This window comes from Anaeromusa acidaminophila DSM 3853, from assembly GCF_000374545.1.
Lineage (GTDB): Bacteria > Bacillota > Negativicutes > Anaeromusales > Anaeromusaceae > Anaeromusa > Anaeromusa acidaminophila.
Genome location: NZ_KB894598.1, coordinates 37,613 through 60,052 on the forward strand (window position 1 = coordinate 37,613; position 22,440 = coordinate 60,052).

Genomic DNA, 22,440 nt, shown 5'->3' on the forward strand with positions numbered 1-22,440 from the left:
GTTGATTTCATGCACACAGGCCTTGTGTTCAGCCTCTTCTTTGCAGGCCTTCTCTGCAGCGTCCAGCAGCATATCCCGCTTCTTTATCCGCTTTTATTAGGTCTGGTCGCCTTCACCGTCTTAGCCATGCGCCAAGGACATTCTTTACGGTCCTTAGGAAGCATGATGCTGGCGGGTTCGCGCAAATCCTTAATTGTCATCAAAATCTTCGTTCTCATCGGCGTCATCACTGCCGTTTGGCGCTCTGCAGGCACCATCTCCACCATCGTTTACTACGGCATCGCCTGGATGCCGGGAGATTACTTTTTACCGGGCGCTTTTCTGCTCTGCTCGCTGGTTTCTTTTCTTCTGGGCACTTCCTTCGGCACCGCCGGCACCATCGGCGTCGTGCTGATGGTGTTGGCCCAAAGCGGCCAGATGGACATCTCTATGGCAGCCGGCGCCATCATCGCCGGGGCGTACTTCGGAGACCGTTCCTCGCCCATGTCCTCCAGCGCCAACCTGGTCGCCGTCCTCACCGGCACCAACCTTTACGACAACCTGAAAAACATGTTTCGCTCCGCCTGGGTTCCCTTTTTTCTTTCCATCCTAGCCTACGTCTGGCTGTCCCAAAATCATCCGCTCCAATTCCAGGCGGACAGCATTTCCCAAGAAATCGCCGCCACCTTCAATCTATCTCCGTTGACGCTGCTGCCGGCTCTGGTCATTTTGCTCCTCGGCGCTTGCCGCACCGACGTCAAGCTAGCCATGGGAGTCAGCATCCTCCTTGGCGTCTTTCTCAGCGTGTGGGTGCAGCAAGTCTCCATAGCGCAGTTGCTCCAGTACCTCCTTTGGGGCTACACCTCGGAGCATACAGGGTTTTTCGCCGGCATTATCCAAGGGGGCGGGCTTTTTTCCATGCTCAATGTCGCTTTGATCGTGCTGATCTCTTCCGCCTATGCCGGCATCTTCGCCGGTACCAACCTGCTGCAGCCGTTTGAAAACGCCTTAATAAAGTTGAGCCAGCGCACCAGCCCTTTTACCTCTTTGCTGCTCTCCAGCCTGGGAACCGCCGCTTTTAGCTGCAACCAAACCTTAGCCATTTTGCTCACCCACCAGTTGGCGCACAAAGCCTATGCTACCTGCCGCCTCAGTGCGTCTCGGTTGGCGCTGGACCTAGAAAACTCGGTAGTTCTGCTCTCGGTGGTCATTCCCTGGAATATCGCCGGTGCGGTCCCTGCCGCCACTTTAGGGGCCGACGCCTCCTTCATTCCCTACGCTTTTTATCTCTTCCTAGTTCCCTTATGGTGGCTGCTAAAGGCAAGGAATGGAACATGAGTCGCGGCGAGAAGCGGAGGGTACGAAAGAGGGAGTGAGGTACAATATATAAATTCTTCCATATAAAAAAAGACCGCCAGGCGGTCTTTTTTTATATCCGAGACTCCGATCACTCCGCTTCTTGAGTTTTCTTTTCTTCCCTCACTATTTTTTCTAGGAATACATCCAACAGCTTGGGATCAAACTGCCGCTCTCTGCCGCAACGCAATTCCCGTTCCACTTGCTCCCCATTTCGAGCTTCTCGGTAAACACTTGGATTAGTCATAGCGTCATAGGCGTCAACAATAGCTACAATTCGACTTTCCAAGGGAATATCTTCCCCTTTAAGCCCCCGGGGATATCCCTTTCCGTTCCACCATTCATGATGTGTACGAATCAATTCGGCAATTCCCTCTAGTTCTGGAATAACCAGGGCAATCCGATAGCCAATCTCCGCATGACGCTGAATTTCCTGCCGCTCCGCATCAGTCAGCGGTTCTTGCTTCGTCAATAACGGCTCCGGCAACCCAATACGCCCAATCTCCCGAAACTGGGCCAGCAAGACCACTTTTTCAACTTCTTCTTCCGACAGTTCCATCTCCCGGGCCAGCTTTTCCGCTAGCCTTTTTAAACGCTGCGAATGCCCGTTGGTTACAGATTCGTGGAGCTCAATCATTTTTAACAACGCTTGGATGACTACGCCCCGCGTGCTCTGTCTGCGGAAATTTTTCTGGCGGTACATCGCATCATCCGCTTCGCGCAGCAGATTGTGCAGCTCATCGCCGCCAGGGATACAGCGCTCCTGATACCGGCAGCCAAAAGAAATTTGCAGCGGCATCTGACCGCTTTCCTGCTTCTGCGCTTCTGTTTGCAATTGCTGATACCACTTCCACAGTTCTTCTTCGTTAATGCCGATCAACAGCGAAACAAACTCATCGCCGCCAGTCCGCACCGTAATGGCCGACTCCGGCAAAATCTTCCGAAACAAGTCGGCCGTACGCCGTAAAAGCGCGTCACCGGCTTCATGCCCCAACGTATCATTGACCATCTTCAAACCGTCCAAATCGCCGCAAATTATGCCGAACCCCTTCACGCCGCTTTGAATGTATTCATTCAACACAATTTCTAAAAACGTACGGTTATATAGCCCGGTCAGAGCGTCATGCCAGCAATGATACTGCATCAACTCCTCCGCCTTTTGACGCTCTTTTAATTCTCTCTTCAAGGCTTGGTTCAAATTATCAATCTGTGAGCGATCCTCTCGCAGCCGTTCCAGCATCTCTTCTATTTTTCTCGTAATTCGGGCCAGCTCATCATTACCGCCTCTAGGAAGTTTAGGCTGAATTTCATTCCCCACATTGCGAATATTCGCCAAAAAATCCCCCAGACGTCTGAGACGCCTGGTTAGTAGCAAATCCAAGCCATACACAGATATAAGCAGCGACATGGCAAGCACTGCTATACTCAATAAAAAGAAGTATCGGTATTGATGCTGCATCTCTTGATATAAATGTCGCTCTATATCCAACCGCAGCACGATCCCGGACCGACCGAAAATATCCTCCACCGGCCAATACGCCCGAATTAACTGTGCGTCTTTCTCCTCAGACCAAGCGTTAGCCAGGTGTCCATCTCGCCCCTTTTGTTCCAAAATCAGCGTTGCTTGCAGCCTCTGCGAAAATTCTTTCAGCAAGTCTGCATCCACTAATTGAAACATCACTAAGAAGCCGACGCCAGGACCGCGTTTGTCGCTATGCAGAATTTGCTGGGCCGCAACCAAGACTGGCTGACCATTTACTATAGCTAACCCTTTAACGCTCTCGCCTTGACGCAGCTGCTCCTGTATATCCGGCGAGTCCCCTACCAACGCCTCCCATTCTTCTTCGAAGCGCAGCCGTTCTTTTTCATCCCAAGCTCCCACTAACGAGCGGCTGTAACGGACCTTGTACGCCGGATCTAAAAGCAGGACCCAGTCTACGCGCAAATTGGTCATGGAGTCATCACTCAGATTATCCCGTTCAAATTTCCGCTCCGCCGGATTCTGAGCAAAGTCATACAGTTCATCCCATGGCGCCCAGTCCGCCACCGTAAGAGCCAGACGCTTCTCCTCCGCCTCCCATAAATGCTGCGTCCATTTCTCCTTATCCGTCGCCTGCCGTTCCTCCCAGCGTTCATATTCAGGCGCCCATACCCAATAAGCCGCCATATACATGGCAGCAACGATTAACGCCCCCATAGCCAGTTGAGAGAAAGCTATTTTTGTGCCAATGCGCATACGCTCACCTACCTGCCTCAGCATCTTTTTGCCACTCGGCTAAGATCCCGCACCAGCCGGCGTTTTCACGCTTTGCCTCTATTGTAAATCCATAGCATTCTTAGATGATTTATGAAAATTAGAAAATTATGTTCCTCTTAATGAGAATACGCTATTTTTTGGAATTTTCCTCCTATTTCACATGTATTCACTGAGAAAGCCCAGAGAATACGAGCGAAAATTTTGTCATAAATTAAAAAGAAAAGCAGCGGCGACCGATAGGTCACTGCTGCTTTTCCGCTTCTTTAGCCCGTGTGAATTACCCCAAACCTAGTTTTAGTATTCCAAATGATCATCCACTTTGACCCTCTTGCGGAAAACCCAATACGTCCACGCCTGATAAACCAGCACGATAGGCACCAAGGTCAGCGCCACAACGGTCATGATTTTCAGCGTATACGGCGTAGAGGCCGCCTTCGTGATCGTAATGCTCCAGTCCGGATTCAAGCTGGATACCATCAAGCGCGGGAAGAGGCCGCCGAAAAATCCAGCCGTCGTAAACACGATAGCCAAGGAACTCATTACGAAGGCCCAACCAAAGCAGCTGCGCAGCGTCAGAACATACGACGCTACAAAGGTAAGCACCGCCAGAATCAGCCCGCCCGCTCCCAGAGAGCTGCGGAACAAATCCGTGTTGGCGTAGGTCATGCCAACGCAAGCCAAATACACCACCGCCGCTAGCAAGCCGCTCTTCAGCGCCGCCCCCCGGGCGCGCGCAATCATCTCGCCATCAGTTTTCAGCGTCAAAAACAGCGCTCCATGGTAAAGGAAAACCAACAGAAAGGCAGCGCCGCCCACTAACGTGTATGGGCTAAGAAGATCGAAAAAAGTACCTACATACTGCATTTTCGCATTTAACGGCACACCCTGGATCAAGTTGGTTACCGCAACGCCCCAGAGCAAGGCCGGAATGGCGCTGCCGCAGAAAATGGCCCAATCCCAAGTCGCCCTCCAAGCGGGCCTCTCATCCTTGCTGCGAAACTCAAAGGCCACGCCTCTGGCAATGAGCGCCATAAGCATCAAGAAAAGAGCCATGTAAAAGCCGCTGAACAACGTAGCATACATATGGGGGAACGCCGCAAACATCGCTCCGCCAGCGGTAATCATCCACACCTCATTGCCATCCCATACCGGCCCGATGGTGTTAATAATCACACGACGTTCCGCGTCATTTTTACCCAAGAAGGGCAACAGCATGCCCACGCCGTAATCAAAACCTTCCAAGAAGAAGAAGCCCGTAAAAAGCACCGCTACCAGAATGAACCAAAGAGTTGTCAGTTCCATACCGTCGCCTCCTCTGTCCGCCCTTCTCCATCGGGGCCTTTTTTGATGAATTTAAAGACCAGATAGACCGCCGCAGCCGCCAACAGGCCGTAAATCACCGTAAAGCCAAACAAGGACAACCAGATTTCCGTAGAGGTTACATTGGTAGACACGCCATCGGCCACCTTTTGCAGCCCCACAACCAACCACGGCTGCCGGCCCGCTTCCGCCACAAACCAGCCGCAGGAGTTCGCTACATACGGCAAAAGCATGCCAAGCATCGTTAATTTCAAATACAGCCGCGACGATTCCAGCGCCTCTTTACGAGACAGCCATAAGCCCAATGCCCCAAGCGCCATCATCGCTACGCCGGCGCCGGCCATAAAGCGAAAGGCAAAGAACAGCGGCGTAACCTGAGGAATATAGTTGCCAGGTCCGTATTTTTGCTCCGCTTCGCGCTGCAAATCTTTAATGCCTTTAACTTCGCCTTGGAACGAATCGTACGCTAACAGCGTCAGCATACCGGGTACGCCGATTTCCATCGTATTGCGTTGATTTTTCTCATCCGGAATTACCGCAATCGCAAAGGGGGCCGGATCCGCAGACTCCCAGAGAGCTTCTACCGACGCCAGCTTCATAGGCTGTACCTGCCCCATATACTGCGTCTGCACATGCCCAGTGCCCATGACCGCCAGCGAGCCTGCCAAAAGCACCGCCGTCCCCAGTTTGAAAGAGGGCCGGAAAATTTCCAAATGCCGGTTGCGCAGCAAGTACCAAGCGCTCACTGCCGCCAAGAACGCACCGCCCGTAGTCAACCCGGCCAGCACGGTATGGGGAAACTGCTTCCAAACATAGGGATTCATCAGCAACGCTCCGAAATCGACCATTTCCGCCCGCCCATTCTGCAAGGCAAAGCCGACAGGATGCTGCATAAACGAGTTAGCAACCAGAATCCAGAAAGCCGAAAGATTGCTGGCAAAAGCCACTAGGGTAATGCATATTGCATGCACCTTCGGCGATAAGCGATCCCAGCCAAAAATCCACAAACCTAAAAAAGTAGATTCTACAAAGAAAGCGGATAAAGCCTCCATCGCCAAGGGAGCTCCGAAAATATCCCCCATAAAGCGCGAGTACTCCGCCCAGTTCATACCGAAGTGGAACTCCTGCACAATACCGGTTACCACGCCGACGGAAAAATTGACCAAAAATAGCTTACCCCAAAACTGCGTCATCCGCTTGTACTCGCTACGTCCTGTGCGGACCCATTGCCATTCCATCCAGGCCAACAGCACCGATAAGCCCAATGTAAGAGGCACAAATAGAAAATGATACGTAGAAGTAATGCCAAACTGCCATCTTGCTAATAAAACCTCACTCATGACTCACCCTCCTGCCTCTCTTTTTTTTGAAATTCCCTCCGTCGCGCCGCCAATGAAGCGAACTCAATTTCATGCAAGGAATCCAGCAACGTTGCCTGCACCCCTTGCAGCGCTTCATGCACCGGACATACGCGACTACAGCCGATTTTACAGCCCTCCGCACTTACAAGGCAGCGAGAAAGCTCCACTGGCCCCTCCATAGCTTCAATTACCTGCAGAAGCGAAACCTCTTCCGGCTGTCGGTTCAAAACAAAACCGCCTTCCACGCCTCGATGAGAACGAACAATCCCAGCGCGATTCAAAAAGCGCATTACTTTGCGCAGAAACTGCACCGGCACTTGTTCCTGCTTGGCGATTTCCTGGCCGCTAACAATGGTCCCCGGCGGTTTCGCCGCCAAGTGGAGCACGATACGAAAAGCGTAGTCCGTCGCCTGCGTAAAATGCATGCGTGTACCTCCTTTCCGCTTGTATGTATTCTTTATTCAATACCGTACCGGTACGGTACTATTTACTTGTATAGTATTCCCATTTTTTCTATTTGTCAATCATCACTATTAAATACTACGCCCTATTTTTATCAATATCCTTTTTCCAAAAACGCTTTCTATATTAGATTTGTATTCTTTATAAAATTTTAATTTCTTGCAAGATTTAAGAAAGAAATATCGAATTATACCAGCATCACACTAAAAAAGAGGTGTTGACCATGCAGGAAGATTTTCGCCTTCTTTTGCTTGCCGATACTGCCCTGGATCGCAAACAGCTAGAACGTCTCCTGTCCAAATATGCGCCTCATATCTGCCTTTATGAACAGTCCTTCTTCGAAAAAAACTCGGATGTCTCTTTCCATGGCGCTCTTATAGATTATGCTATTAACACCGCCAGCGGCCTTCCCTTATGGCAGCATTTCCAAGAACGCCACCCGTCTATCCCCTTAATTTTACTAACTGACGAAGCCCTTTGGCCGCAGCAAGCTATTGACGCCGGCATTATCGACTTTATTCCCAAAAGCGCCGCCTACCAACCCCAGGTGCTGCTGCCGCTGCTCCTGCGTCTTCAACAGCAGCAACACCATACCCATCATCTGCTGGCGCAAATGCGCCACAGCGAAGCGCAGCGGCAGCTACTGATGGAACAGACTATCGGCGGCATTCTCCTTAGCGACCCTCAAGGCTATTATGTAGAAGCCAACTCTCGCATGTGCGCCATGCTGGGCTATGAAAAGGAGCAGCTTCTCGGTCTGCGGTTAGAGGATTTGACGCCTCCGGAATTGACGGCGCGCTTAGGAGAACTGCGCAGCCCGCTGCCGGCCGGAACCTCCCTGCTCATTGATTGGTCCCTGCTGCGCAAAGACGGCACCCACATGCCGGTAGAGATGAAAATTTCCCGTAGCGGCAACCGCTATCTCAGCATTGTTCGCGACATCACCCGCCGCCAACGAAAAGATGCCGTATCAGCACTGCTGCACCGCGTCAATCAGGCCATTTTAAAAGATCAGCCGGTCAACCGTATTTTAAGCATGGTCTGCGAAGAGCTTTTGTCGATTTATTCTCTAACCCTCAGTTTTGTCGGCGCCAAGGGCGCCGATGGCAACGTCGAGTTATGTCAAGCCGCCTGTATTAATCCCGAAGAAATCCCCAAGCTTAATATTCGCTGGGACGACACGCCTCAAGGCTATGGCCCCAGCGGCGAGGCGTTGCGTACCGGCAAAACCCAGATGATCAGCTGCGACGACCCTCGCTTTTCTCCTTGGACGGAACAAGTAAAACGCTACGGGTTGGAGGGCGCCATTTCCGTCCCCATGTCCTTGGGAAATAACATGGACGGCGTTCTTTGCATTTACGGCAAGAAGGGCTATATCTGGAATGAAGAACTGAAACTAGAATTGGAACGAGTCGCACAAAAAATTACGAATGTACTGCAATTTACCCATCATCGCCAAGAAGCGAATCTTCTGCGCTCCGCCTTGCGCGCTACCGCTAACAGCGTCGTTATTACCGACGCCGAGGGAAAAATATGTTGGCTCAACTCCGCTTTCAGCGCGCTTACCGGATATTCAGAAGCGGAAGCTCTGGGAAAAAACCCGCGAATTTTACGTTCCATATTACAAGATGATTCTTTTTACCAGCATCTTTGGAGCACCATTACTTCCGGTCAGCCCTGGCACGGCGAGCTTGTAAACCGACGCAAAGACGGCAGCTTATATCACGAAGAAATGACCATCACTCCTATTTGGGACGCCGATGCCGCCATCACTCATTTCGTAGCGGTTAAGCAAGACATTACTTCCCGTAAAGAAGCGGAGCTGGCGTTAGAAACATACCGAATGTTTTTCCATAACGCCCGGGATAAAATGTTTCTTTTGGATACGGATGGCGTTATTATCGCCGCCAATCAGGCTGTCGAACTCACCTACGGCTATACGTCCGAGGAACTCCAGAGCCTCAGCATTCGTGAACTGCGAGCGCCGGAAACCTTGGGAGACTGGCCAGAGCAAATGCAGACAGCCCGTACTACCGATATTCTTTTCGAGACTATTCACAAGCATAAGGATGGTACCACATTCCCTGTCGAAGTTCGCTCTTGCCAAGCAGTTCTTGACGGTAAAAAATACCTGCTCAGCATCGTCCGCGACATTAGCATTCGCAAGAAAGCGGAGCAAGAAGCCCACGAAGCACAGCAGCGAGCAGCGCAAGCGGAGCGCATGGCCCTCATCGGCACTATGGCTGCGGCCATCACTCATGAGATCAATCAACCCCTCAACGCCCTGCAGTTGACCGCCGACGGACCGCTTTACCTCCATCATCATAACAAGCCGATTGACACGCAGCGACTCTGGGATGCGTTAGAGAAGATTTCCAAACAAAGCCGTCGCATCAGCAGTATTATCCAAAGTATGCGTTCTTTTGTGCGCAGCGGCTCTGAAAAAGTCACCGGCTCTTGTGATTTAAACGAAGCCGTACGCACAGCCGCTGAAAATCTGCGTTCACGGCTTTGGGAGGAAGGTATTCAATTGCAATTGGAATTGGATAAAGAAGCAGGCTATGTCCCCGGAGATTCCATGCGCCTGGAAGAGGCCATCACCAACCTGCTAGTCAACGCCGAGCAAGCGCTAGGAGATGCCGACCCAGCAGCAACCAAGCAAATCGCTCTGCAAACGCATCACAAAGGAGACTACGTCATTTTGGAAGTCCGAGACACCGGACCGGGCTTCCAAAGCGATATTCTCCCTCGCGCCTTTGAGCCCTTCGTTTCCACCAAGGCCGTCGGACGAGGCATGGGGCTGGGCTTAGCCATTGTCCGTTCTCTCATGCAAGCCTACGGCGGCGACATTACGGCGGAAAACATGCCGACCGGCGGCGCCTGCATCCGCGTGATCCTGCCCCAACAAAACAATTAAATACGGAAGCTTAAACAGGAGTAAAGAGAGTACTCGGAGGGTACGAAAAATGTAATAATTCATCGTTCCCTCCCTCTACTCACTCTACTCCTATTAAATTTTTCGTTTCCTCAGCGCAGCCATTTCAAGAGCGTATCCGGAATATCCCCCAGCGAAACCAGACACTCAGCGCCGCCTTTTTCATAGGCTGCCCGGGGCATACCGAACACCACCGAGGAAGCCTCATCCTGCGCCAACGTTCGGCCGCCAGCATGCCGCATCTCCGCCATGCCGTCCGCGCCGTCCGATCCCATACCGGTCAAGATAACGCCAATGGCATTGCGCCCCACCTGCTGGGAAACCGACCGAAACAGCACATCCACTGAAGGACAATGACCGCTGACATTGGGACCGTCATAACACTCTACCAAGTACATGCCGCCGCTGCGGCGCACACGCATATGCTTGCCCCCCGGCGCCAAAAGTACGCGACCAGGCATGACGCGCTCCCCGCCCTGTGCTTCCACTACTTCCATTTGCGACACATCATTAAGGCTAGACGCAAAGCTTTTGGTAAAGCCAGCCGGCATATGCTGCACAATGACCACTCCCGGCATCGTCGGCGGCAACAGCTTCACAATGCGCCGAATAGCTTCCGTACCGCCGGTAGAAGCCCCGATGGCGATGACTTTATCTGTCGAGTTAGCTAGCGCCCGTTCCTCTTGTCCGGAAACAGGCCGTTGCGCCGGAAGCTGTTTTTTTTGCTGCGCCAGCCGTTTCCAAGCGTCCAAGTTCGCTCCGGCCGCCATTCTCACTTTAGCTCGCAGTTCCTTCATCATAGCCCCTAGCCCTCGGGCGATGTCGGATTTTGGCTTATTCACAAAGTCAATCGCCCCGGCCTCTAACGCTTCCATGGTGATTTGCCCGCCCCGTTCCGTCAAGGCGCTGACCATGATCACCGGCAGCGGATACTGCGTCATAAGACGCCGTAAAAAAGCTACGCCATCCATACGAGGCATCTCTACATCCAATGTTAGTACGTCCGGATTCAGCTGCAAAATTTTATCGCGAGCCATATAGGGGTCCGTTGCCGTGCCTACCACCTCAATGCCCGGGTCCTGCGACAGGCCGCGGCTAAGAATATCGCGCACCAACGCCGAATCATCCACCACCAGTACCCGGATTTTCCCCATCTATGCTTCCCTCCTTCGTCCGGTCCATTTCCGGTAAATCGCTGGCTGCACCGGTTGAAAGAGTTCTCGTTTGTCCAGCGATTCCGAATGACCGATAAATAAATGTCCTTCTTCCTGCAAGTAATGATGAAACTTTTCCAGCAAGCCGCGAATCACTTCCTGAGAAAAGTAGATCATCACATTGCGGCAAAAAATAAGATCAAAACGCCCTTTAAAGGGATAGGGAGAGTGCATCAGATTCAGCTTGCGAAATACCGTTAAGCGCCGCAGTTCATCACTAACCTGCCAATTTTCCGTGTCTACTTTGGAAAAGTAGCGAGCCCGCTGCAATTTGGACAATTTTTGCACTTGCGCGTCCGAATATACTCCCTGCTCCGCTTGGGACAAAACGCTCTGGGAAATGTCGCTCCCGAGAATTTTCACATCCCACCGCGAGGCTTCCTCCCCCAAAAATTCAGAGACCACCATAGCTAGGGTATATACTTCTTCGCCGGAGGAACAACCAGCCGACCAAATGCGCAGCTTACGGTCTCTACGGGTTTGCAGAGTCGGCAAGATTTTTTTTGCAAAAATTCAAAATGGTCCTCTTCGCGAAAAAAGTACGTATAATTCGTCGACATCACATCCGCTAATTCCAATAGCGCCCGGCCGCTGGCATCCCGCCGGAGATATTCTACATAGTCTGCGAAGGAAGCCATCCCATGACGACGCAACACTTTCTGCAGTCGGTCGCAAATCAAACTTTGTTTAGGCGTATCATAATGAATGCCGAAACGTTCATACAGCAAGCTGCATATATCCAGAAATTCTCTGCGCCGCAACGGAATATGCGACCATTCATGCATGGCCTACCACTCCTTTTTTTACAGGAGCTGCTTAGAAGGGTTAACCGCTTTCCGGCAGCTCCCGCATCCGCTCAATTGTCAAAATTGATCAAAGCCCCGTTCATCTAATGAAATAATCTCTTCCGGCGCCGGTCTCGCGGTTCCTTTACTTTTGCGTCCAGATTCTTCCGGGGCGCTTCTTGCCGCCATTTGTTTAGGCGCAAACGCCAGTCCTTCCTGCAGCCCTGCGCCGCCGGTGTTCATTAAGCGTTGCAAACGGAAGCGTTCTACCATCCTCTTGAGCTGCGCCGCCTGGGCCGATAATTCTTCGCTTGCCGCTGCCAACTCTTCGGAATTGGCCGTATTCTGCTGTACCACTTGCCCCACTTGCGAAGCGCCTTCATTAATCTGCTTGATGCCTTGCGCTTGTTCACGCGAAGCAGCCGCAATTTCACTCATTAAATCCGCCACTTTCGTAATGCCATCAACAATTTCAGCCAGCGATTCCGAGGTTGTATGAGCAATACTGGTGCCCACTTCGGTCTTCTTCACCGAGTCCTCGATGAGCGCTGTAGTTTCCTTGGCCGCTTCGGCGCTGCGCTGCGCCAGATTGCGCACTTCCTCGGCCACTACCGCAAAGCCCTTGCCGTGCTTGCCCGCCCGGGCGGCTTCCACTGCCGCGTTGAGCGCCAACAGATTGGTCTGGAAAGCAATTTCATCAATAACTTTGATAATTTTAGAGATGTTCGTACCAGATGCGTTGATATCATTCATCGCGCCTACCATTTGTTGCATCATGCTGCTGCCTTTTTCCGCATGATCTCGCACGGTAACCGCCATCTGATTCCCTTGCATGGCGTTTTCAGCATTAAGGCCGGTCTGCGCCGACATTTCATGAATCGAAGCTGAAATCTCTTCCATGGTGCTGGCCGTTTCCGTAGCGCCTTGCGACAAGGACTGACTGGCGTCGGAGATCTGCCGCGATCCTGCCGCTACCTGGTCTGTCGAGGAGGCCACTTGGCGCAATACGTCATTCATAGAAACAAGCGTACTGTTCAAGGCTTTTTTCATAACCGCGTAATCGCCCTTGTAGTCGCCTTCCATCTGCACATCCAAATTACCCTGCGACATTTCTTTCAGACAGCCTACGGCTTCGTTGATTGGCGTCACCACTGCGTCCAGCGTCTTGTTCACGCCTTCGACAATACGCCGATACTCGCCGCCATGGTTCGCCGCATCCGCACGTTTTTCCAGATTTCCTTCAATGGCTTCCGCAGCCAAACCGTCAATATCGCCCACAACATGGCGGATATTTTCGCGCATCATAATCAGCCATTCGTGAATCTGATCGTCTTCTGAGGACTTGCGCATATCCGCTGTCATATCGCCATTGGCAATTTTCGTCACATAGGCAATAAGCTCTTTCATCCAGTCATGCATGCCGTTAACAGCGTTTTTCATGCGCTGATGATCGCCAGCGCACTCAATATTCACGCGCTCGCGCAAATCGCCGCCGCTGAGTTTTTGCAAAATCCGATTGCTTTCGGCCAGCGGATGCAAAATAGCGTCCAAGGTAGCGTTAAACGCTTCGACCAACGTACGGTACTCGCCCTGATGCCGCGAAGCATCGGCACGCTGCTTCAATTGCCCTTCTACCGCCGCCGCAGCCATTTGATTTACTTCGCCCAATACTTGCTGCAGATTTTTCACGCACAGCTGCAGACTCTGATTAAGCACATCCTTGTCGGAACGCACTCGGATATCGGCGCTCAAATCCCCTTGACTAACGCTTTGCAAATGATGCGCCGTCATTTGAATATTGTCCGCCATCACTTGGAAGGAAGCAGTAAGCTGCCCTACTTCGTCTTTGGTAGCGCCGCCTTTAAGCTGCAGTTGCACATCGCCCTGCGCCATCCGGTTGGCGGCATCTACAAGCTCTTTTAACGGATTGCTGATACCTCTGGCCGTAAAAACGCCCAAACCCATGGCAACCGCTACAGCCACCAAAATCAAGATGATCATATTACGGGTGGCGTCTTTTACAGTGGTCACATTGGTTTCGTATTTCAAGGCCGCCTGTTTCACCTTGCCATCAGATAAACGATCAAAGGCTTCGTTTAATTGCGTTGCATTTCGCTGCACCACGTCACTGTACATGGTAGTCAGCGCTTGATCTTGAGACCCGCCTACCCACAAGCCGGTAATTCGATCCACATCTTGCAGAAACATAGCGTAGCTTTTCTTCACCGCATCAAAATCACGCCTTGTTTCCTCGTCGCGGATAGTCTTTTCAAAGTTATCCATACTTTTTTTCGCATTTTTATCATAGTCGCGAATGCTTTGCAACAAACTCTGCTGCTTCTGCTTATCCGGAGTAATAATAATATTACGCACCGCCACGCGAATATCATAAAAAGCATTGGAGATATTGCCTAGTTCATAAATCGGCACGGTATTGAGCTGGTACATTTCCGTATCCAGTTCGCCCATGTTTCTCATATTGCTTACGCCGACATAACCAACCGCTCCGGCTAATAACGCCACAATGCAAAATCCTAGCAGCAAACGCCCCATGATCTTCATGTTTTTAAGCCAACTCATCCTTGTCGCCTCCTTTTATTTCATTCAAACAGAAGTTTTTCCACATTCAACAAGATCTTCACCTTATCGCCAACCTTGCCCAAGCCGCTGATATAACGATTGATGTGATTCTTGCGCAAATCCGGCGCTTCTTCCACGCAGGACTCGTCTATATTGAGCACTTCGGATACCCGGTCGACAATGAGGCCGATCATCTGCTCTCCCACAGTAATGACGATGATGCATGTCCGCTCGTCATACTCCTGCGATTCCAGACCGAAACGGATGCGCACATCCATTACCGGAATGACCTTGCCGCGCAAATTGATAACCCCTTTGACATATTCCGGTAAATCCGGCATGTCAGTAATGTACTGCATGCCCACAATCTCCCGCACATGGCGAATTTCCACGCCGAATTCCTCTTTTTCCATCATAAACGTAAGATACTTATTCTCCAGCGTATCCTCTTCGTCTTCCTCTTCCAGCAAATCATCATCTACATCATTTCTTTGCCGGTCTTCACTCATGTCTAGCGCCTCCTTTCCTCCTTAAGAGCGGTTTACAAGCCTACGCTCATCGCCGCTTCATCCACGGCCAGAAGCAAACTGCCAATATCCAAGATAATGCTGGCGCCGCCGTCTCCCAGAACGGCCAGGCCCGCCGCGCCCCGGACAGATCCCAGATATTCCGGCATGCCTTTGATGACAATCTGCTGCTGCCCCAAAAGCTCATCTACCAATAAGCAGCACCGCTTGCCTTCGCTTTCCACAATGACCACAATGCCTTTCTCCAGTTGCTTTACGTCCGTCCTCACCCGATAAAATTCATGCAGCCGTACGACAGGCAGCAGTTCGCCCCGGACATTGACGATTTCCCCGCCGTCAGGAGTCACGGTGATCTGCGACGGTTTGGGCCGGAAGGATTCGCGAATGGAAACAATCGGCACCGTATAGCGGGAACGCCCCACCTTGACGATCATCCCTTCAATGATGGCCAATGTCAGCGGAATGCGCAGCAGGAAAATGGTTCCCTGCCCCCAGACGCTCTTGATATCCACGCGCCCGCGAATACGTTCTATATTTCGCTTCACCACGTCCATGCCCACGCCGCGTCCGGAAATAGCCGTCACTTTTTCCGCCGTGGAAAAGCCGGGCTCAAAAATAAACTTCCAGATTTCTTCGTCCTTCAGCTCTTCGCCGCTGCCGCTGTAGATACCGTTTTGGCGCGCTTTATTCAGAATTTTCTCCCGATTCAGCCCCCGTCCGTCATCCCGTACGATAATCCAAACCTCGCCAGCTGCATGCTTTGCTTCTAAGAGTACATGACCCGTTTCTTCCTTGCCCGCCGCCAAGCGTTCTTCTGGATTTTCAATGCCATGGTCCAGGGCGTTGCGAATAATATGCATTAACGGATCGCCGATTTGCTCCATAACCGTTTTATCCACTTCCGTTTCGTCCCCCACGATGGTCAGATCTACTTTTTTGCCGGACTTAACGGAAACATCCCTCACTAGACGAGACATTTTCTGGAAAGTGGCTGTTAAGGGAATCATACGCATCGACATAGCCACGTCTTGAATATCCCGGATAATTTTCCCCATATGGGAAGCCTGTTTGAGAATACTGCCGGAGCGCAGCATCCGGAAGGAGGGATTATTGAAAACCATAGCTTCCGCAATAACCAGCTCGCCCACATAGTCCAGAAGATGGTTCAATTTTTCCACATCTACCCGAATGGCCTGCATCATCATGCTGCCTGCAGCATGATCTCCCGCGTTTTTAGGTCCCTCCGCTACCGAAAGAACCGGTTTTCCTTCCGCTTTACCGGCGTCTTCTCTGCTTGTTTCCGCTGCCGTTTCCTTGCCGCTTAGACCTTGGAGCATCTTGATCAATGCTCCTTTAGCAGGCAAGTACTCTTTTTCCCCGGAAGCCAGCTTCTCGACGCCCTCTCTCAAGGAATCCACCGTTTTCAACAAAAGAGAGCATTCCGCCGTCTGCGCTGTACGCCCCTGCCGCAACGCTTCCAGCACTGACTCCAGTTCATGCCCCACCTCTTCAAATGGCGCCAACCCCATAAATCCGGCATTGCCTTTGAAGGTATGCATCACCCGAAACGCTTCATCCAAGAACGTCCGATTAGCCGGCTGTTTCTCCCATTCAAGCAATGCAGCAGCCGCTTCGCGCAAATGTTCCAGCGCCTCCGTGGCAAAACGCTCCTGCATTCCCTCGGTTAAACCTTCTTCATCGCCAGCGCCCGCCTCCGCTTGGTCTTCTTGCGCTTCTTGCGGCCGCTGCGTCCATAAGGGAGTACACTTCACTTCCGCCATACCATCCGAATGCTCCACCAGCCCTTGCAGCTCCGTTTGCTCCAAATGGGTCCGATAGACAATCGCCATATCCTCGCTGTCCACCTGTTCACAGTGATGTTCCAGCAGATACGGATCGGGATGGCAATACAGGCTCGCTCCATGTTCTTGCAGCTTGCTCAACAGCATATACTGCCTCACCTGGGGCATGCATTCCGACGGATCCGCCTTGGCCCAAACCAAAAAGACATGACCATCAGCATAGGCTTCCGTAACCATCGGCGGAGCAATGCTTTCGACTTCGACAAAGCAATTAGGCCCATCCGCCATATTCTTATTCCGCTTAAAATCGAGAGCCTCCTGATTATGCTCTTTGGCCATTTTCACCAAGGCCAGCAAATCAAACTGATGCTGCGCCAGTTCATCCATGTTTTCGTGCGCTACATAGGCCGCAATTTCTTGCTCCATCAAGTCAATGGCTTCTAAAATCAAACTGATGGCGTGACCGTCGATAATATGCTCGCCTTTGCGGATCATATCCAGCAAGTCTTCCATTTTATGCGCCAGTTCCGCCAGCATTTCCAGCCCAATTGTTTGGGAGCCGCCCTTGATGGTGTGGAACGCGCGAAATACTTCCGGCACCGCTTCCACAGCACGACCTTCTTTTTCGTTGCTGATTAGAGAGTCAGCCGAATTAGCCAACAGCTCACACGCCTCGGAAAAGAAAATCCCGTCTAATTCGCCGAATTCCCGGTCTACCACCGGCGCTTTCGGCCGTACCGGCCCTTGGGGCACATGGCCCTGTTCCAGTTTTTCCTGAATGGCGTCCAGCAGCTCGTAGAGCTTGAATGCATTAAGCGGCTTATACAAGAACGCATAGGCTCCTCCCTTACGGGAGGCCGCTGCCAATTCCTCATTGCCGTAGCCGGTAATAATAATGACTACCGCATCTTCTCGCCGCTTCCGGATATTCTCCAGCACCTCCAGCCCGTTAAGCTGCGGCATGCTGAAATCCGTTAGCACCACGTCATGCACCGCCGGATCATAGGCGGCCAGGGCTTTAGCCGGATCCTGAAAGGCGTCGCATTCACTGCCTCGTGTTTCAATACAATCTCTAAGAGACTCCAGGCTGCCCTGATCGTCATCGATGATCATGACTCGCATCTTCATCCCCCCTTTGCACCGCTGAATTCAAAAAAGTCCCTGCCATAAAACAAAGCAAGGAGCATGCCAAAAGGCATACTCCTTGCTTTTCTTCCTTGCAATGAAATTAACGGCTTCGCCAACCGACTATCTGCGTCAATTTGACTCACTTACTTGCAGCAAATTGACTCATTGCTGCATTTTGAGAAGATACGGAGAAATATAATTTTGATTCAAAACCCTTTCGCGTATTTCGTGTGTTTCGCGGTTCGTTAACAACGTCTCTCGAATTTATTATCCAACCGCGAAAATCGCGAAAAGCACGAAAATTGATTTGTCATGCTCAAAAACCCGCTCTATTCCTGTTAAAAACACCGTACCCCGTAACCCTCATGTGGGCCCTCCGGTTCTCTTGTTCTCTTGTTCAATCTCCGTGCCTGTTCTTTGTTTCAGCTGCGTCGCAGCATGCGCGTTACCGTCGAGCGGCTGATGCCCAAAAGGCGCGCCGCTTCCTGCTGATTGCCTTTCGTATCGCACAGTATCCGCTTCAAAATCAGCTGCGTATATTGCTCCAGCTGCACCTCCGCCGACGGCGGCGGTAACATCAGCCAGGCAGCTTCCGAAGAACCTGCCGCAACGTCCTGCTGCGGCCGCTGGCTGGCCTTTAGCTGCTCCGGCGTCACAACCTCGCCGTCAAACATAAACACAACCCACTCAATTGCATTGCGCAGCTCCCGGACATTTCCAGGCCACTCCCTGCCCGCCAGCCAAGCGGCGGCTTCGGCGCTAAACCCCTGAAAGCGCTTCCCCCTCTGCCGAACGCTTTCCTGCAAAAACGTCAGGCTCAACGGCAAAATATCCTCCCGTCGCTGACGAAGAGGAGGAATGTACAAATGCCCCAGTTGCAACCGATAATAAAAATCTTGACGAAACTGACCGCTTTCCACACGCTCTTTGATATGAGCGTTCGTTGCGCAAATCACCCGAACGTCGCTAGTCAGCCGCTTGAGTCCCCCTACTCGATAGTACTCCCGTTCCTGCAGCAAGCGCAGCAGCTTCGCCTGGTGCTCTGTCGGCAGTTCCGCCACTTCATCTAAAAACAGCGTCCCCCCTGCAGCTGCATCCACCTTTCCTTTGCTCCCTTTAACACTGCTGCCGGTAAAAGCGCCCGCCTCATACCCGAACAGTTCGCTTTCAAACAACGCTGGCGTCAGAGCCGCGCAGTTTACCGCCACAAAAGGCCCGCCGCCGTCTCCTTGCGAACCGTAATGAATCAGTCGCGCCAAAACTTCCTTGCCGGTTCCTGTTTCTCCTTCAATGAGCACGGGCAACGAAGGGTCGGCATGATACTTTTCCGCCAAATCCGCCAAAAAGGCCATCGCCGGCGACACAAAGCAAGGACGATTGCCTTCGACCTGAGCCAGTTTTTTCTTCAATCGCTGCAGTTCCTGCCGAGTTTCGCCCGTCGCCTCCTGAACCGCCGCATCAAAGCGACTCGACAAATGGCGATTTTCCCGTCGCAACGCCTGATGCTCGCCTACCCGCTCGGCGATCGCCGCCAAATCCGCCGCCGCCAGCGGCTTCAGCAAGTAATCGTACGCCCCAGCGCGCAGCGCCTCCAAAATCAATTCCGGCTGTCGATCCCCAGTCATCAAGACCACATCGCTGCGCCATCCGTCCGCCAGCGCTTTCAACCGTCGTGTCATTTCCACGCCGCTAATCCCAGGCATATGAATATCCGCCAACACCAAGGGAAAATCCTCTTTCGCCCATTTTTCCAACGCTTCTTCCGCGTCTGCGCATTGGACCACTTCATGGCCCAAATCTTGCAGAAATTGCGCCGCTGTATGGCGGCTGTCCTGATCGTCATCAAGCAGCAATATCCGCATGCTTCGTCCTCCTGCATTAGAACGACTTTTGTTGTTTAATTCTCCTTATCCCCGCAAATCCCTTTATATTCCAAGAGCTTCCCTGCACCCTCTTTTCCTAATTCCCAGCGTCTTTACGTATTTCTTTAAAACTGCTATACTTTGTTCGTTAACCGTTATTTATTTTTTGGTTTACAAAGGAGTTGTCTGCTTATGCCAATTCGTTTTTTAACGGAAACCGCTCTTTTAGGAGCACTGATTACCATCACTGGCGCTATCAAACTTCCCGGTCTGCTTCCTGGCACGGAGTTTCAACTTTCCGCACCGCTGGCGGTAGCCATCTGCGCCGCCTTTGGCTTTAAAAAATACATTATAGCAGGCATTCTTTCCAGCGCCGTCGGCCTGCTCTTGGGTACCCAAACCTTGTTCAACGTCTATATCGCTATGATCTTTCGCCTGGTTGTCGGCGGCGTACTCTCCTGCGGCGGCACTTCCTGGTTTATGGTGCTTCTCGCCGGTCCTCTTGGCTCAGCAGCCGCTCGTCTTTCTTTGGCGCTTTTCCTGGGGCAGGCCGCCTGGCCGCTTTTGGCCGCCGCTTTGCCCGGCATGGCGTATACCGCCATCGCCGCTTGGCCGCTGACGCAGCTTCTGCGCCGGGTCCGCAGTCAATGTGAAAGGAGTGTACGTCATGCATTTCAGCGTTAGGATGCGCGCCGCCCAGGGAGGCGCCCATGAAAACGGCGGCCGCCATATTTCCGGCGCCGAACGGCTCATTCCTCCGGAGCTGCTTCTTGATACTACACAGGCTATGGTGCAGCGGGCCTTGGAGCATAGCCGAGGCAACGCCGACTTTATTCGCTTAACCATCGAAGCAGTCCCCCCCGCAGCTTGCCTGTCCATCCCTTTACTGCCTTGGCAAGCCCAAGAAAGCGCTAGCGTAACAAACAGCCGCCGCCTGGCATTGCAAGCCTTATGCCAAGCCGGAGTCAACGAAGAGGCCGCGGCTAAAGGCCTTTTGGCGTTAAGCGAGCTGCCTGACAGCCTGCGCGGCGCCATGATTCTCTCGGCCGCTACCGGCGAACGCTTAGATACTACAGCAAGCAGAGGCGTCCGCGTTTCTCGTATGGATCTGGATGCCCAGTCTGACGCGTTATCTTGGCTGTGTCAACAAGGACTGGATGGCGAACATCCCCGAGAAGCCATGGTGCTGGCAGCCAAGGTAGCCGCCGCTCCGGGCATGGTGGCGGAGATTTGCTGGTCGGACGACCCGGAGTATACCACAGGCTATGTCGCTTCTCCCCGCCACGGCTACATACGAATTCCCTGTTTAAAAGAAAAAAACAGCGCTAACGGCGGTCGGGCGTTCTTTATTTCCCCCGACGCCGATCTTGCGGCTTTGCAGCATTTCCTGGAAGAACAGCCTGTTCTAGTACAGAATCGGCCACAGAAAGGACAAGCCTCATGAACCATCTCAACCAAGCCCTGCAGGAACTGCGTGACGCGCATTTATTGCGCCGACGTTCCACTTGCGAAGCCATTGACGCTACTCATGTCCTCTATAAGGGCCAATCATGCTTGCTGCTGGCAGGCAACAGCTATCTGGGCCTGACGCATCATCCGGCCGTCCAAAACGCGGCGGCCGCCGCGGCCTTGCAATACGGCACCGGCTCCGGCGGCTCCCGCCTTACCACTGGCAGCCACTCTCTGTATGAAGCCTTGGAAGCACAATTGGCCGCCTTTAAGCACAGTGAAGACGCCCTTGTTTTTTCCAGCGGCTACGCCGCCAATGTAGGCGTTCTCTCCGCTTTGGGCTGCAAGGAAGATGTATTTTTCAGCGATGCTCTCAACCATGCCAGCCTTATTGACGGCTGCCGCCTGTCTAAAGCTACTACTGTCATCTATCGTCACAACGATATGGCCCACCTCGAAGAACTGCTGGCTCAAACGCCCTGCGCCGGTCAACGTTATCTGGTCAGCGACGGCGTTTTCAGCATGGACGGCGACATAGCGCCCCTGCCGGAACTAGTTGCTCTCGGCAAACAATACCAGGCGGAAATCATTCTAGATGACGCTCACGCTACCGGCGTTTTAGGTCCAGGCGGCGCTGGCACAGCCGCGCACTTCGGCCTGGAAGGAAGCGTCGCCGTACAGCTAGGCACCTTAAGCAAAGCCTTAGCCAGCGAAGGAGGCTTTGTTTGCGGCAGTAAAACCCTCATTTCTTATCTGCTCAGCAAAGCCCGCTCGTTCATCTTTTCCACCGCCATGGCGCCAGCCACCGTAGCCGCAGCCACAGCCGCTCTGCAGCAGCTCCAACTGCAGCCTGAGTTGGTCACGAACTTGCAGAGCCATGCGAAGCTGCTGCGCCAAGAACTGCAGCAAAACGGCCTTGATGTTCTTCCCGGAGAAACCCCGATCATCCCCATTCTCACCTACGAAGCTGCAGCCACGATGGAGCTGGCGGAAGCCTGCGTAGAGGCAGGTCTTTTGGTTTCCGGCATCCGCCCGCCTACAGTTCCTCAGGGTGAAAGCCGCCTGCGCCTCACGGTCTGCGCGGCCCATACGACGGAGGAGCTGCGCCAGGCCGCGCAAAAAATCGCTCAGGCTGCCCAAAAGATACGGAATTATTAAACAGGAGTAGATGGAGTAAAGTGAGGGCTACGAGGAACGACATTATATTCGAGGAGATTGCCGCGCTGACGCTCGCAATGACGCGAAAAGTCGGACCTGATACTTATACGCTCCGGCTTGTCTCTGTTACTTTTTCCAGCTCCCGTTTGCTCTCTTACATACCCTCCATCTACTCCCTTTACTCCTGTTCAAAGGCCGTAACCACGTGACTCCCGATACTCTTGTTCACGCCTTGTCTCAAAATCTGAATCCAGGAGGTTTTACA

16 protein-coding genes are annotated in these 22,440 nt (G+C 52.5%); 5 read left to right on the plus strand and 11 right to left on the minus strand.

The annotated features are described in order from the left end of the window. Positions 1-9 precede the first annotated feature (9 nt). Complete coding sequence (locus tag C508_RS0112625) at positions 10-1,317, plus strand: Na+/H+ antiporter NhaC family protein (RefSeq protein WP_018703929.1); 1,308 nt, start codon at positions 10-12, stop codon at positions 1,315-1,317. Positions 1,318-1,426: 109 nt separating this feature from the next. Here the strand turns inward: C508_RS0112625 and C508_RS19535 are convergent, their stop codons facing one another. From C508_RS19535 to C508_RS0112645, 4 genes are all read right to left on the minus strand, one after another. Next, on the minus strand, positions 1,427-3,571 hold the full coding sequence (locus C508_RS19535) for an HD domain-containing phosphohydrolase (RefSeq protein ID WP_018703930.1): 2,145 nt from the start codon (positions 3,569-3,571) through the stop codon (positions 1,427-1,429). 315 nt (positions 3,572-3,886) lie between these two features. Next, entirely contained in the window at positions 3,887-4,894 is a 1,008-nt protein-coding gene (gene cydB, locus C508_RS0112635; RefSeq protein ID WP_018703931.1) for a cytochrome d ubiquinol oxidase subunit II, read from the minus strand. After that, positions 4,885-6,252, minus strand: a complete 1,368-nt coding sequence (locus C508_RS0112640) for a cytochrome ubiquinol oxidase subunit I (RefSeq protein WP_018703932.1) — start codon at positions 6,250-6,252, stop codon at positions 4,885-4,887. The genes cydB and C508_RS0112640 overlap by 10 nt, the downstream gene beginning before the upstream one ends. Then, positions 6,249-6,698 (minus strand): RrF2 family transcriptional regulator, encoded by a 450-nt coding sequence (locus C508_RS0112645; RefSeq protein WP_018703933.1) that lies wholly within the window; start codon positions 6,696-6,698, stop codon positions 6,249-6,251. Before C508_RS0112645 ends, C508_RS0112640 begins: the two co-directional genes overlap by 4 nt. 260 nt (positions 6,699-6,958) lie before the next feature. On the opposite strand from C508_RS0112645, the gene C508_RS0112650 reads away from it, so the two are divergent. Beyond that, the gene (locus tag C508_RS0112650) at positions 6,959-9,652 is read left to right on the plus strand and encodes a PAS domain S-box protein (RefSeq protein ID WP_018703934.1); all 2,694 of its coding nucleotides are present in this window, start codon (positions 6,959-6,961) and stop codon (positions 9,650-9,652) included. 110 nt (positions 9,653-9,762) lie between these two features. On the opposite strand, the gene C508_RS0112655 is transcribed toward C508_RS0112650, so the two are convergent. From C508_RS0112655 to C508_RS0112680, 7 genes are all read right to left on the minus strand, one after another. Further along, on the minus strand, positions 9,763-10,824 hold the full coding sequence (locus tag C508_RS0112655) for a protein-glutamate methylesterase/protein-glutamine glutaminase (protein ID WP_018703935.1): 1,062 nt from the start codon (positions 10,822-10,824) through the stop codon (positions 9,763-9,765). After that, positions 10,825-11,379 (minus strand): CheR family methyltransferase, encoded by a 555-nt coding sequence (locus C508_RS19865; protein ID WP_169342533.1) that lies wholly within the window; start codon positions 11,377-11,379, stop codon positions 10,825-10,827. Further along, on the minus strand, positions 11,295-11,669 hold the full coding sequence (locus C508_RS20155; RefSeq protein ID WP_051086815.1) for a protein-glutamate O-methyltransferase CheR: 375 nt from the start codon (positions 11,667-11,669) through the stop codon (positions 11,295-11,297). The genes C508_RS19865 and C508_RS20155 overlap by 85 nt, the downstream gene beginning before the upstream one ends. A gap of 78 nt (positions 11,670-11,747) precedes the next feature. Then, positions 11,748-14,249, minus strand: a complete 2,502-nt coding sequence (locus C508_RS19550; RefSeq protein WP_018703937.1) for a HAMP domain-containing methyl-accepting chemotaxis protein — start codon at positions 14,247-14,249, stop codon at positions 11,748-11,750. A 20-nt stretch (positions 14,250-14,269) separates the two neighbouring features. Continuing rightward, positions 14,270-14,758 carry a chemotaxis protein CheW gene (locus C508_RS0112670; RefSeq protein ID WP_018703938.1) on the minus strand — a complete coding sequence of 163 codons (489 nt, stop codon included), beginning with the start codon at positions 14,756-14,758 and terminating at the stop codon, positions 14,270-14,272. A 32-nt stretch (positions 14,759-14,790) separates the two neighbouring features. After that, positions 14,791-17,700, minus strand: coding sequence for an Hpt domain-containing protein (locus C508_RS20160; protein WP_018703939.1), 2,910 nt, complete (start codon positions 17,698-17,700; stop codon positions 14,791-14,793). 428 nt (positions 17,701-18,128) lie between these two features. Then, positions 18,129-19,568: a sigma-54-dependent transcriptional regulator gene (locus tag C508_RS0112680; protein WP_018703940.1), complete on the minus strand. Its 1,440-nt coding sequence runs from the start codon at positions 19,566-19,568 to the stop codon at positions 18,129-18,131. A gap of 192 nt (positions 19,569-19,760) precedes the next feature. On the opposite strand from C508_RS0112680, the gene C508_RS0112685 reads away from it, so the two are divergent. From C508_RS0112685 to bioF, 3 genes are read left to right on the plus strand one after another with little or no spacing between them, the layout of a single operon-like run. Next, positions 19,761-20,252, plus strand: a complete 492-nt coding sequence (locus C508_RS0112685; protein WP_018703941.1) for a hypothetical protein — start codon at positions 19,761-19,763, stop codon at positions 20,250-20,252. Next, positions 20,236-21,012: a 6-carboxyhexanoate--CoA ligase gene (locus C508_RS0112690; RefSeq protein WP_018703942.1), complete on the plus strand. Its 777-nt coding sequence runs from the start codon at positions 20,236-20,238 to the stop codon at positions 21,010-21,012. Before C508_RS0112685 ends, C508_RS0112690 begins: the two co-directional genes overlap by 17 nt. Beyond that, positions 21,009-22,175 carry an 8-amino-7-oxononanoate synthase gene (bioF, locus tag C508_RS0112695; protein WP_018703943.1) on the plus strand — a complete coding sequence of 389 codons (1,167 nt, stop codon included), beginning with the start codon at positions 21,009-21,011 and terminating at the stop codon, positions 22,173-22,175. Before C508_RS0112690 ends, bioF begins: the two co-directional genes overlap by 4 nt. The last annotated feature ends 265 nt before the right edge of the window (positions 22,176-22,440 follow it).

What these genes read in the sequence shown, in the direction of transcription:
- C508_RS0112625 (WP_018703929.1), top strand. Translation starts at nt 10, where the DNA reads ATGCACACAGGCCTTGTGTTCAGCCTCTTCTTTGCAGGCCTTCTCTGC.
- C508_RS19535 (WP_018703930.1), bottom strand. Translation starts at nt 3,571, where the DNA reads ATGCGCATTGGCACAAAAATAGCTTTCTCTCAACTGGCTATGGGGGCG.
- cydB (WP_018703931.1), bottom strand. Translation starts at nt 4,894, where the DNA reads ATGGAACTGACAACTCTTTGGTTCATTCTGGTAGCGGTGCTTTTTACG.
- C508_RS0112640 (WP_018703932.1), bottom strand. Translation starts at nt 6,252, where the DNA reads ATGAGTGAGGTTTTATTAGCAAGATGGCAGTTTGGCATTACTTCTACG.
- C508_RS0112645 (WP_018703933.1), bottom strand. Translation starts at nt 6,698, where the DNA reads ATGCATTTTACGCAGGCGACGGACTACGCTTTTCGTATCGTGCTCCAC.
- C508_RS0112650 (WP_018703934.1), top strand. Translation starts at nt 6,959, where the DNA reads ATGCAGGAAGATTTTCGCCTTCTTTTGCTTGCCGATACTGCCCTGGAT.
- C508_RS0112655 (WP_018703935.1), bottom strand. Translation starts at nt 10,824, where the DNA reads ATGGGGAAAATCCGGGTACTGGTGGTGGATGATTCGGCGTTGGTGCGC.
- C508_RS20155 (WP_051086815.1), bottom strand. Translation starts at nt 11,669, where the DNA reads ATGCATGAATGGTCGCATATTCCGTTGCGGCGCAGAGAATTTCTGGAT.
- C508_RS19550 (WP_018703937.1), bottom strand. Translation starts at nt 14,249, where the DNA reads ATGAGTTGGCTTAAAAACATGAAGATCATGGGGCGTTTGCTGCTAGGA.
- C508_RS0112670 (WP_018703938.1), bottom strand. Translation starts at nt 14,758, where the DNA reads ATGAGTGAAGACCGGCAAAGAAATGATGTAGATGATGATTTGCTGGAA.
- C508_RS20160 (WP_018703939.1), bottom strand. Translation starts at nt 17,700, where the DNA reads ATGCGAGTCATGATCATCGATGACGATCAGGGCAGCCTGGAGTCTCTT.
- C508_RS0112680 (WP_018703940.1), bottom strand. Translation starts at nt 19,568, where the DNA reads ATGCGGATATTGCTGCTTGATGACGATCAGGACAGCCGCCATACAGCG.
- C508_RS0112685 (WP_018703941.1), top strand. Translation starts at nt 19,761, where the DNA reads ATGCCAATTCGTTTTTTAACGGAAACCGCTCTTTTAGGAGCACTGATT.
- C508_RS0112690 (WP_018703942.1), top strand. Translation starts at nt 20,236, where the DNA reads ATGCATTTCAGCGTTAGGATGCGCGCCGCCCAGGGAGGCGCCCATGAA.
- bioF (WP_018703943.1), top strand. Translation starts at nt 21,009, where the DNA reads ATGAACCATCTCAACCAAGCCCTGCAGGAACTGCGTGACGCGCATTTA.